A 9,902-nucleotide genomic window follows, 5' to 3' on the forward strand; every position below is an offset into this window, starting at 1 on the left:
CCTCGTCCTTCACGCGGCGGCGACGCACGATGACCGTGGGCTGGTCATCCTTGCGGTCGGCCTTGCGCTGGCGGTTCTCGGCCACGCGCTCACGCACGCCGCCCACTTCTTCCATGGGGATGGAGCCCTGGGCGCTCTTGACGTTGAAACCCATGGTCTGCAGCTCCTGCAGCAGTTCCTTGGGGTCCATCTTGAGCTCCGAGGCAAGATCCTTGATTTTGATTTTACTGTCCGACATTACTTTTCCCCCTTGCGCCGTGTGGCCGGCCTGAATTTGGCGAATTTCTTCGCGCAGGCCGGGTCGTCACACAGGTACCAGCCCCTGCCCGGACTGGTTTGATGCGCGTCGATAGTCAAATTTCCGTGCGCGTCGCGCACATGGCGCGTCAGTGCCGCCTTGGCGAAACGGCGGCGGCAGATGACGCACATTCTCACCGGCCCTTCGCACCCCTCGCGGGGAGCGTCCGGGCTAGTCTGCATCACCGTCCTGGGCTTTGGCATCGCCGTCCCCGGCCGTCCCGTCCTCCGCGTTCCTGGGTTCGGGCTCGGCCACAGGCGCCAGGAAGTTGATGGCCGAACGCAGGTCGGCGATGCGGTTGTCCGAAATGGCCAGTTTGTCGGACAGTTCCTCGTCGCTGGCCTGACGCAGCAGATCCAGCGAGGTATAGCCGGCGTCCAGCAGCTGGTTCAGGGAGACTTCGGCCACGCTGGCCACCTGTTCCAGACCGTGGCCGATGGCGTTGGCCTCGTTGTAGCGGGTCTCGGTGAAGATATCGACCTTCCAGCCCAGCAGGCGGGCGGCCAGCTTGACGTTCTGGCCCTTGCGGCCGATGGCGTTGGTCAGCTGGTCGTCGGGCACGATGACTTCCAGCAGGTTCTCTTCCTCGTCCACCACGATGCGGGAGACCATGGCCGGAGCCAGGGCGTTGCGGGCGTAGGTGGCGATATCGGGGCTCCAGACCACGATGTCGATGCGTTCGCCGCGCAGTTCCTGCACGATGTTCTGGATGCGCGAGCCGCGCACGCCCACGCAGGCGCCCACGGGATCCACGTCGCGCTCGCGGGAGAGCACGGCCACCTTGGCGCGGGAGCCGGGGTCGCGGGCCACGCCCATGATCTGCACCACGCCGTCGTCCACTTCGGGCACTTCGCGGCGGAACAGGGCGGCCATGTAGTCGCGATGGGCGCGGGAGATGACCACCTGCGGGCCGCGGCCTTCCTTGCGCACGTCGATGATGATGGCCTGCACGCGGTCGTTGCGTTTGTAGTGTTCGCGGGGGATCTGCTCCTCGCGGGGCAGGATGGCTTCGGTGCGGCCCAGGTTGACCACCCAGCCGCCCTTGTCGCGGCGCTGCACGATGCCGGAGACGATCTCGCCCATGCGGTCCTTGTATTCGTCGTAGATGATCTCCTGCTCGGCGTCGCGCATGCGCTGGATGATGACCTGCTTGGCGGACTGGGCGGCGATGCGGCCCAGATCCTCCACCTTCACGCGGAAGCCCACTTCGTCGTCGATCTGCACGGAGGGATCATGGGTGCGGGCCTCGGTGATGCCGATGTGGGTGTCTTCGTTCTCGACCTCGCCGTCTTCCACCACGATCTTGAACTGGTAGACTTCGATGTCGCCGGTATTGTCGTTGTACCGGACTTCCACATCCATATCTTCGCTGAAGCGGCGCTGCACCGAGGTGCGCACGGCGTCTTCGAGCGTCTTGATGAGCATGTCGCGGTCAAGGCCCTTGTCTTTGCTGATCTGGTCAATGGCCTTTTTGAGTTCAAGGTTCATTGTTACCTCCGGCTGCCGCGCGGGGCGGCATAAATTTCCTGATGTACCGGCCCGGGGCCGGAAACCGCCGTCACGGGCGGATGATGACGAAGCGGCCTTGCGGCCGCGTGGGAGGACCGCAGGGCGCGCCCTGCGGCTATATGTCTTCGGCCTCGTTGCGGCCGGGATGCTTGCTCTTGCCGCTCCCGCCCTTGCCCTTCTTGGGGGCGCCGGCCTGCGCGGGGGCCTTGGCGGCCTTGCGCGCGGGCTGCTTGCCGGGCTTCTGCGGCTGGCGGAAAACGTGGATGCGGGCGGCGCGGCGCACCATGTCCCAGGGCACCAGCACCTCGTCCATGGCTTCGGGGCAGATGTCGCCCTCGGCCGAGACGCTGGCCGGGGCCAGACGTACGGCGCTGTCCGTGACCTCGCGCAGGACGCCGCGCCAGGCGCGACGGGCCGCGGGGGCGTTCTCGGGGGCGAAGGCGGCGACCATGCGCAGTTCCACCATGTCACCCAGATAGGCGCGCATCTGGCCGGGAGAGAAGAACAGGCGGTTGAAGCCGGGCGTGGAGACTTCCAGCACATAGGCCTGTTCGATGAGGTCTTCCACTTCGAGGGCCAGGCCCAGCTGGCGCGAGATCTCCTCGCACTGGTCGATGGTGGCGGAGCGGGCGGCCAGGGGATCGGCGCTGTCCTCAAGGTCGGCGGCGGGATCGCTGCCGGCAGGCAGCCCGGCCCGGGCCTGTTTGACCTCCGGCGGCAGGTCCACGAAGACACGCACCGTGGTGCGGCCCGCCTGGGCGATCTCCACGCCCCAGATTTCAAGACCCTGCGCCTGGGCCAGGGGCTCGGCCAGACGGGTGACGGTTTCCTTGAGGCTGTTTTCGCTCATGTCCCTTCCTGGGCGGCTGCCCGGTCGCAAGTACAAAAAAAAGGGGGCCTGTTCAGGCCACCCCGTTGTGAACGCATGTTCTGCATCAGGATGATGCGGCAGGGACTGCCGCGCCATTTCGGACAACCATATAAGGAACGAAAGGGGGGCCTGTCAAGCTTTTTTTGCCTGCCGCGAGGCGGAAAATCCGCTTTCGGCGCGGATCGTCCGGGCCGTGGCCGTTGCGGACAGGCCGGAGCTGCCGGGGGACGGCCGGCTTGGTGACCGGCGTGGGGCCGGTGGCGTCTCGCACGGGACGTCCCGAAGCAGGGGGCTGGCGTGACACATGCGGGAGGGAGGCCGATGACGCCGCATCCCCCCTGATGGAGCGCCGGGCAAGGGAAGGGGACGGGGCGGAAGGGAGAGCCTGCCCGCGCCGGTGGAGGGCTTTCAGCCGCTGGCCGAAGCCAAGGCGGGAATCAGGGCTCCGTTCCATGCTGGTGGAGGGCTTTCCCTTTCCCCTCACGAACAGGCCTCCGCCGGGCCGTGGCCGTTGCGACGCAGGCGCCTGCGGGCAGCGGCCACGGCCGGGGGCTTGCTTTTCTCACGGAGCCGTCAGCAGCGGCCCCTGCGCCACCGTGAGGCTGTCGGCCAGCTTGCGGTGGGCGGCGGGCATGGCCAGGCTCTCCAGTTCGCCACGTTCCAGCCAGCGCCAGGCGCTGGCGGCCGTGAGCACGGGCGGCCGGGGCGGCTGCGCGCCGTCCGGTGCCAGCAGCTCCAGGGCGAAGCAGTGCAGGCGCACCCGGTAGGTGGTGTAACCGTGGCGGATCAGGCCCAGCGGGGCGCTCACGCGCACCGCGAAGCCCGTTTCCTCGGCGAATTCGCGCACCACGGCCTGTTCCGGCGTCTCGCCGCTCTCCACGCGGCCGCCGGGGAATTCCCACAGGCCGCCCCAGGCCCCGTGGGGCAGGCGCTTCTGGACGAAGATGCGGCCGTGATGGCGCAGCACGCCGGTCACCACCTCGATGGGCGTGATCTCCGCCTTCTTGCCCGGCACGGGCCGCTCGTGCACGATGCCCAGATGCAGGGCGGCGCAGTGGCGGGCCAGCGGGCACTGGCCGCAGCGGGGCTTCTTGCCGCAGACCAGGGCCCCCAGCTCCATCATGGCCTGATTGTGGCGGCGGGCCTCGCCTTCGGGCAGGAGGCGGCGGGCCAGGGCCGCGATGCGCGCGGCGGCCGGGCCGGACCTGACCGGGCTGTCCACGTCGAAGACCCGGGCGATGACCCGCTCCACATTGGCGTCGATGCAGGGCACGGGCAGCTGGAAGGCGATGCTGGCCACCGCGGCCGCCGTATAGGGGCCGATGCCCGGCAGGGCGCGGATGGCTTCGGGCTCCGAGGGGAAGACGCCGCCGTGCTCCCGCATGACCGTGCGGGCCGCGGCCAGCAGGTTGCGGGCGCGGGAATAGTAGCCCAGGCCTTCCCAGGCGTGGAGCACCTCCTCCTCGGAGGCGGCGGCCAGGGCGGGCAGGTCGGGGAAGCGCTCCATCCAGCGCACGAAGTAGCTGACGCCGCGCTCCATCTGGGTCTGCTGGAGCATGACCTCCGAGATCCAGACCTCGTAGGGCGTGTAGTGCCGCCGCCAGGGCAGGGGGCGGGCGTGGGCGTCGAACCAGGCGAGCAGGGCCTGCTGCAGTTCGGGGACATGGTCTTCGGGCGGGCGATGGCCGGGCGGCGGCACGGCGCCGTGGACGGGGACCGGGAGCGGCAGGCTGTGCTGTTCCGGGCTCCGGCCCGGCTGGCGTCCCGGGTCCCGGACGGTCTGCCGGGGGGAGTGCTGGCGGGATCTCATGGGCGCAGTGTAGCCGCGCGGGGCCGTCCTGTCATCCCGCAAGGCGGGGGAGCGGCAGGGGACGTGGCCGCGGGCAGGGGGCGGGCGATTGTCTTTGGCGGCCGCTTGGCGTATAGAGACGGATGGCGGCCGTTTTGCCGGTCGCCGCAAATTCCCCTCAAGGAGTGAACATGTCCAATCCCACCGTGCTGCTGGAAACGACCTCGGGCGACATCCTGGTGGAGCTCTTTCCCGACAAGGCTCCCGACACTGTCGCCAACTTCCTGCAATATGTGGATGACGGCTTCTATGCCAACACCATCTTCCACCGCGTGATCCCCGGCTTCATGATCCAGGGCGGCGGCCTTGGCCCCCGCATGGATGAAAAGGCCACCCGCGCCCCGGTCAAGAACGAAGCCGACAACGGCCTCTCCAACGAGCGCGGCACCATCGCCATGGCCCGCACCATGGATCCCCACAGCGCCACGGCCCAGTTCTTCATCAACCTGGTGGACAACGACTTCCTGAACTACAGCGCGCCCGTGCCCAGCGGCTGGGGCTACTGCGTGTTCGGCAAGGTCGTGGAAGGCATGGACGTGGTGGACAAGATCGCCAAGGTCAAGACCAAGAGCGTGGGCATGCATGAGAACGTGCCCACCGACATGGTGCTCATCACCGGCGCCAGCCGTTTTGAATAGGCGGAGCTGCCCGCACCGGTTCCGCACCGCCGGCCCGCGCCTGCCGGGGGCCGGCGGCTGTTCAGGAGGACACATGAAAAAATGGCTTTTGTGCTGCTGCCTGCTGCTGGCCCTGCCCCTGGCCGCCCGGGCGGAAGATGAAAAGATCGACCCCGCCACCTATATCTGCGCCGAATTCGTGGCCCAGGGCGCCGTCAGCCAGGACCCGCCCGTGTTCCAGGCCCTGCAGATCGACGGCTACGTCAGCTCCAACATCGGCTATACCGTGGCGGATCCCCAGGCCATCAACGTGCTGGTGCCCCAGGCCTATCTGATGTGCCAGGAGCAGCCCACCACCGTGGTGGCCGAGATCTGGGAACCGCTCAAGAAAAAGCTGCCCCGTCCCGTCAGCGGCGAATGGGAAGCCGACGTGACCAAATGCCGCGCCTACAACGAGCATCCCGAGAACGGCAGCGGCTTCGTCATCTGGCTGGACGCCTACAACCGTCACTACAACGTGACGGAAAAGTCCGTCCTGGCCAAGCAGGCCACCCTGGACAAGTTCCTGGATGCCTGCGCCAAGAATCCCGACGCCTTCATGATCGACGTGCTCCAGGAGACCCTGGGCAACAAATAGGGGGCGGGAGACCGTTCCCCCAAACGGCGGCACCGCCGTTTCCAGCGGCGTTCCTTCAGGGAGCGCGGCGGAAGCGGCGGTGCCGGTGTTTTTGGGGGGAGGGGAGCCTAGTCCTGCACGAAGGGGTAGACCCTGACGCTCAGGGGCTGCTTGCTTTTGTGGGACATGGCGGAGATAATATAGGTGTACTGGCGGCTCTGGCCCGCCGGCGGGCAGGGACCGGTATAGACCTGGGTCAGGGCCCCTTCGGGGATGATGCCCGTGCCGTCGTTGTCCCAGCTGCCGCCGCCCTGCAGGCGTTCCTGGGGGCCGTTCTCCAGCAGGCGCACATCGAAGTAGTCCGTGCCCGCGGGGATGTTGCTCACGACCATCTCGGGCGAGATGCGCGAGCAGCGGTGCACCGCGCGCAGGTTCACTTCCACCTGCATGTCGGCGGGGGCCGGGGGCTGGGGCTCACCGTCCTGCCACAGGCCGCAGGCCGAGAGCATCAGGGTCGCGCCCAGGAGCGGCAGGGCTCGGGTCCAGTTTTTTCCAGAAAAAGGCTTGCGCATGGGGGGCCTCCGGGTATTTGCTATTTCCAGCCTTCGCAAGCTATACTGGATAGTCACCCGAATGACAATAGAGCAGTTGCACGGTGCGGCTGCCCTGCTGACGCGCGCGGCCGTCGCCGCGCGACGCGGACCCGGCCAGGCCTGTCCCGTGCCGGGGCGGCCGCAACGGGGCCGGGCCCGTCCCGCCCCCCCGTCAGGATCGACCAGCCGTCCGGCGCGGGCCGCGCCCGCCCGGATCGCGAAGGACCACAACTTCAGGAGAACCTCATGTCCCTTCTTGCAGAAAGCGTTTCCGGCTATCTGGAAAATGCCTCCTGGATCCGCCGCATGTTCGAGGCCGGCGGCCAGCTGAAAGCCCGCTACGGTGCGGAGAACGTCTATGACTTCAGCCTGGGCAATCCCGACCTGCCCGCTCCCGCCGCCGTGGGCGAAGGCCTGCGCCGTTTCGCCGAACATGCCGACGAGCCCTTCGCCTTCGGTTACATGCCCAATGCCGGTTTCCCCTGGGCGCGCGAACAGCTGGCCGCCCATCTGAGCAAGGAACAGGGCGTGGCCCTGGAAGGCGGCGACGTGCTGCTCACCTGCGGCGCCGCCGGCGGCCTCAACGCATTCCTGCGCGCGGTCATCAATCCCGGCGAGAAGATGCTGACCTTCGCCCCCTATTTCGTGGAATACGGCTTCTATGTGGCCAACCACGGCGGCAGCCTGCAGGCCGTCATGAGCAAGCCCGGCACCTTCGAGCCCGATCTGGACGCCCTGGAGGAAGCCATCGACGAAAAGACCCGCGTGGTGCTCATCAACTCGCCCCACAACCCCACGGGCGTGGTCTACAGCCGCAAGGCCGTGACCTCCCTCTGCCGCCTGCTGGAGAACAAGAGCGAACAGTACGGCCACCCCGTCTGGCTCATCGCCGATGAGCCCTACCGCTTCCTGACCTATGACGGCGTGGAAGTGCCCTCGGTGCTGCCCCTGTACCAGTACGCCGTGGTCATCAGCTCCTTCTCCAAGAACCTGTCCCTGCCCGGCGAGCGCGTGGGCTATGTGGCCCTTTCGCCCAGGCTGGCCGAACGCGGCAAGCTCATGGCCGCCCTGACCCTGACCAACCGCATCCTCGGCTTCGTCAACCCGCCGGTGGTGGGCCAGCACATCATGGCCGCCGCCCTGGGCAGCCAGGTGGACGTGAGCGTCTACGCCCGCCGCCGCCAGGCCATGGCCGAGGTGCTGACCGATGCCGGCTACAGCTTCCAGATGCCCGCCGGCGCCTTCTACTTCTTCCCCCAGGCCCCCGGCGGCGACGACGTGGCCTTCGTCAACCGTCTGGTGGAAGAACGCGTGCTGGCCGTGCCCGGTTCCGGCTTCGGCTGCCCCGGCTATTTCCGTCTGGCCTTCTGCGTGGACGAGAGCGTCATCCGCAATGCCGCCGAAGGCTTTGCCCGCGCTTACGCCGCGGTGGCCGGAAAGTAAGCGTCGTCAGGGCGGGAGGGCCGTGCCTTCCCGCCCTTTTTGTCCCGTGCGGGACGCGGGGGAGGCGCGGCCCTGGTCCGCGCGTCCGCGTCGCCCCGCGCGGTGCAGGAGAGCTCCATGCCCCGTCCGCTGCCCCTTGTGGCCCTGCTCCCGACCTTGATGCTGGCCTGCTGCCTGCTGGCCGCGACCGTCCAGGCCCGCGACATCGATACCGCCGAGGCCCGGCGTCTGCTGGAGCATCCCCCCGCTGGCCTGGTGGTGCTGGATGTGCGCACCCCGGAGGAATTCGCGGCCGGGCACCTGCCCGGGGCCCGCAACCTGGACTTCTTCGCCCCGGATTTCCGGCAGCGGCTGGAAGCCCTGGCGCGGGAAAAAAGGCCCGTGCTGCTCTACTGCCGCTCGGGCAACCGTTCCGCCCGCGCCTGTGACCTGATGCGCCGGCTGGGCATGGAGGAGGTGCTGCACCTCGCCCCCGGTTTTCGCGCCTGGCATGCCGCCGGCCTGCCCGAGGAATGAGCCCCCGGCGCTGGCCGCTCCGCCTGTCCCGCCGGCTCCCGGCAGGGGCCCGGTCCGGGTCGCCTGTCATCCCTTTTCCCGTCCATGGATCGTCCTATGCCCGCTTTCATCCCCGCTTCCCTCTATGGCGTCATCGGCTGGCCCCTGGCCCAGAGCCTGAGCCCGCTGCTGCACAACACCGCCTTCCAGGCCCTGGGCATCCCCGCCGCCTATCTGCTCTGGGAGCTGCCCCCGGAAAAACTGCCGCGCTTCGTGGACAGCATGCGCCTGCTCTCCATCCGCGGCTGTTCCGTCACCCTGCCGCACAAGGTGGCTGTCCTGCCCCTGCTGGACCGCCGCAGCGAGCGCGTGGAGCTCATGGGCGCGGCCAATACCCTCTACTGGCAGGACGGCCTGCTCTGCGGCGAGAACACCGACGTCACCGGCTTCATGCATCCCCTGCTGCAACGGGGATTGGACCCGGCCACGCCGGTGCTGGTGCTGGGCGCGGGCGGCGCGGCCCGGGCCGTGGTCTGCGGCCTGTGGCTGCACGGTTGCCGCCGCATCTTCGTGACCACGCCCTCCGACCGCTCCCACGCGCCGCTGGTGGAGCGCTTCGGCGTCACGGCCGTGCCCTGGGCGCAGCGCCATGACGTGGCGGCCTCCCTGCTGGTCAACACCACGCCCCTGGGCATGCACGGCAAGGCCGAGGACCAGAGTCCCTATGACTTCGACCGCGCCCCGGCCCCGGCGGACGGGAGCGCGCCCGTGGCCTACGATATCGTCTACAATCCCCTGCGCACGCTGTTCTTGCGGCAGGCGCAGGCCCGCGGCTGGGAGACCGTCGGCGGTCTGGAGATGTTTTTCCGTCAGGGCGAGGCCCAGTTCCGCCTCTGGACCGGGCAGGACATGCCGCAGGCCGCCCGTCTGGCCCTGGAACGTCATCTGGCGCCGCGCGCCTGAATAGGGGAGGGGAAGATGCGCAAGATCCTTGTCCTGCACGGTGTCAATCTCGATATGTTCGGCAAGCGCGACCCGCGCCATTACGGCCATGCCACCCTGGCCGACATCGATGCGGCCCTGCGCGACCTGGCCAGCGAGCTGGGCGTGGCGCTGGAATGCTTCCAGACCAACCACGAAGGCGTGATGGTGGAACGCATCCACGCGGCCCTCACGGACGGCACGGACGCCGTGGTCATCAATGCCGGGGCCTGGACCCACTACAGTTACGCCATCATGGACGCCCTGGGCATACTGTCCGTCCCGGTGGTGGAGGTGCACATGTCCAACGTCCACGCACGCGAGGCGTTCCGCCATCATTCGGTGCTGTCCGCGGTCAGCGCGGGCAGCGTCGCGGGCTTCGGCGTGGACAGCTATCTGCTGGGCCTGCGCGCGGCCTGTTCGCTGGCGGCGCGCCAGGAGGCCGGGGCCTAAGGGCAGGACTCATGACGTTTTGTTTTGAGGGGGAAGGAAGCCCTTTGCGTTGCTGTCGATGCCCGTAGCTTCCTCCGTCGCAACGGGCACGGCCTGCGGCCGCCATCCGGTCGCGCGTTGCTGTCGATGCCCGTAGCTTCCTTCGTCGCAACGGGCACGGCCTGCGGCCGCCATCCG

General features: G+C 68.4%; 12 protein-coding genes. 6 read left to right on the forward strand and 6 right to left on the reverse strand.

Annotation, left to right across the window (positions count from 1 at the left end):
• The 5 genes from Q1X76_RS09365 to mutY all read right to left on the reverse strand — a co-directional run.
• Positions 1-238 (reverse strand): translation initiation factor IF-2 N-terminal domain-containing protein (locus Q1X76_RS09365; protein ID WP_300719501.1); only part of this gene is annotated, 238 nt, incomplete at its 3' end.
• A complete protein-coding gene (locus Q1X76_RS09370; RefSeq protein ID WP_300719502.1) occupies positions 238-480 on the reverse strand; it encodes a YlxR family protein in 243 nt (80 codons plus the stop codon). The genes Q1X76_RS09365 and Q1X76_RS09370, both read right to left, overlap by 1 nt.
• Positions 470-1,786 carry a transcription termination factor NusA gene (gene nusA, locus Q1X76_RS09375; protein WP_300719504.1) on the reverse strand — a complete coding sequence of 439 codons (1,317 nt, stop codon included), beginning with the start codon at positions 1,784-1,786 and terminating at the stop codon, positions 470-472. Before nusA ends, Q1X76_RS09370 begins: the two co-directional genes overlap by 11 nt.
• A 136-nt stretch (positions 1,787-1,922) precedes the next feature.
• A complete protein-coding gene (locus Q1X76_RS09380) occupies positions 1,923-2,657 on the reverse strand; it encodes a ribosome maturation factor RimP (RefSeq protein WP_300719506.1) in 735 nt (244 codons plus the stop codon).
• A gap of 583 nt (positions 2,658-3,240) precedes the next feature.
• Positions 3,241-4,488 (reverse strand): A/G-specific adenine glycosylase, encoded by a 1,248-nt coding sequence (mutY, locus tag Q1X76_RS09385; protein ID WP_300719509.1) that lies wholly within the window; start codon positions 4,486-4,488, stop codon positions 3,241-3,243.
• Positions 4,489-4,658: 170 nt separating this feature from the next.
• On the opposite strand from mutY, the gene Q1X76_RS09390 reads away from it, so the two are divergent.
• Complete coding sequence (locus Q1X76_RS09390; protein ID WP_300719511.1) at positions 4,659-5,165, forward strand: peptidylprolyl isomerase; 507 nt, start codon at positions 4,659-4,661, stop codon at positions 5,163-5,165.
• A 73-nt stretch (positions 5,166-5,238) separates the two neighbouring features.
• Positions 5,239-5,781 carry a hypothetical protein gene (locus Q1X76_RS09395; RefSeq protein ID WP_300719513.1) on the forward strand — a complete coding sequence of 181 codons (543 nt, stop codon included), beginning with the start codon at positions 5,239-5,241 and terminating at the stop codon, positions 5,779-5,781.
• A 107-nt stretch (positions 5,782-5,888) separates the two neighbouring features.
• On the opposite strand, the gene Q1X76_RS09400 is transcribed toward Q1X76_RS09395, so the two are convergent.
• On the reverse strand, positions 5,889-6,332 hold the full coding sequence (locus Q1X76_RS09400) for an MbtF (RefSeq protein WP_300719515.1): 444 nt from the start codon (positions 6,330-6,332) through the stop codon (positions 5,889-5,891).
• Between the two features lie 267 nt (positions 6,333-6,599).
• Here Q1X76_RS09400 and Q1X76_RS09405 point away from each other — a divergent pair, with 267 nt between their 5' ends.
• The 4 genes from Q1X76_RS09405 to aroQ all read left to right on the forward strand — a co-directional run bounded on the left by Q1X76_RS09405 (position 6,600) and on the right by aroQ (position 9,725).
• Entirely contained in the window at positions 6,600-7,796 is a 1,197-nt protein-coding gene (locus Q1X76_RS09405) for a pyridoxal phosphate-dependent aminotransferase (RefSeq protein WP_300719517.1), read from the forward strand.
• 117 nt (positions 7,797-7,913) lie between these two features.
• Positions 7,914-8,312, forward strand: a complete 399-nt coding sequence (locus Q1X76_RS09410; RefSeq protein ID WP_300719519.1) for a rhodanese-like domain-containing protein — start codon at positions 7,914-7,916, stop codon at positions 8,310-8,312.
• A gap of 96 nt (positions 8,313-8,408) precedes the next feature.
• Positions 8,409-9,254 carry a shikimate dehydrogenase gene (locus tag Q1X76_RS09415; RefSeq protein ID WP_300719521.1) on the forward strand — a complete coding sequence of 282 codons (846 nt, stop codon included), beginning with the start codon at positions 8,409-8,411 and terminating at the stop codon, positions 9,252-9,254.
• A 15-nt stretch (positions 9,255-9,269) separates the two neighbouring features.
• Positions 9,270-9,725 (forward strand): type II 3-dehydroquinate dehydratase, encoded by a 456-nt coding sequence (gene aroQ, locus Q1X76_RS09420; protein WP_300719523.1) that lies wholly within the window; start codon positions 9,270-9,272, stop codon positions 9,723-9,725.
• Positions 9,726-9,902: the final 177 nt, after the last annotated feature.

The organism is uncultured Desulfovibrio sp. (genome assembly GCF_949282365.1).
Taxonomy (GTDB): Bacteria; Desulfobacterota; Desulfovibrionia; order Desulfovibrionales; family Desulfovibrionaceae; genus Desulfovibrio.

Bases quoted from the DNA above. Each gene is read 5' to 3' on its own strand.
- Q1X76_RS09370 (WP_300719502.1), bottom strand. From the start codon at position 480: ATGCAGACTAGCCCGGACGCTCCCCGCGAGGGGTGCGAAGGGCCGGTG.
- nusA (WP_300719504.1), bottom strand. From the start codon at position 1,786: ATGAACCTTGAACTCAAAAAGGCCATTGACCAGATCAGCAAAGACAAG.
- Q1X76_RS09380 (WP_300719506.1), bottom strand. From the start codon at position 2,657: ATGAGCGAAAACAGCCTCAAGGAAACCGTCACCCGTCTGGCCGAGCCC.
- mutY (WP_300719509.1), bottom strand. From the start codon at position 4,488: ATGAGATCCCGCCAGCACTCCCCCCGGCAGACCGTCCGGGACCCGGGA.
- Q1X76_RS09390 (WP_300719511.1), top strand. From the start codon at position 4,659: ATGTCCAATCCCACCGTGCTGCTGGAAACGACCTCGGGCGACATCCTG.
- Q1X76_RS09395 (WP_300719513.1), top strand. From the start codon at position 5,239: ATGAAAAAATGGCTTTTGTGCTGCTGCCTGCTGCTGGCCCTGCCCCTG.
- Q1X76_RS09400 (WP_300719515.1), bottom strand. From the start codon at position 6,332: ATGCGCAAGCCTTTTTCTGGAAAAAACTGGACCCGAGCCCTGCCGCTC.
- Q1X76_RS09405 (WP_300719517.1), top strand. From the start codon at position 6,600: ATGTCCCTTCTTGCAGAAAGCGTTTCCGGCTATCTGGAAAATGCCTCC.
- Q1X76_RS09410 (WP_300719519.1), top strand. From the start codon at position 7,914: ATGCCCCGTCCGCTGCCCCTTGTGGCCCTGCTCCCGACCTTGATGCTG.
- Q1X76_RS09415 (WP_300719521.1), top strand. From the start codon at position 8,409: ATGCCCGCTTTCATCCCCGCTTCCCTCTATGGCGTCATCGGCTGGCCC.
- aroQ (WP_300719523.1), top strand. From the start codon at position 9,270: ATGCGCAAGATCCTTGTCCTGCACGGTGTCAATCTCGATATGTTCGGC.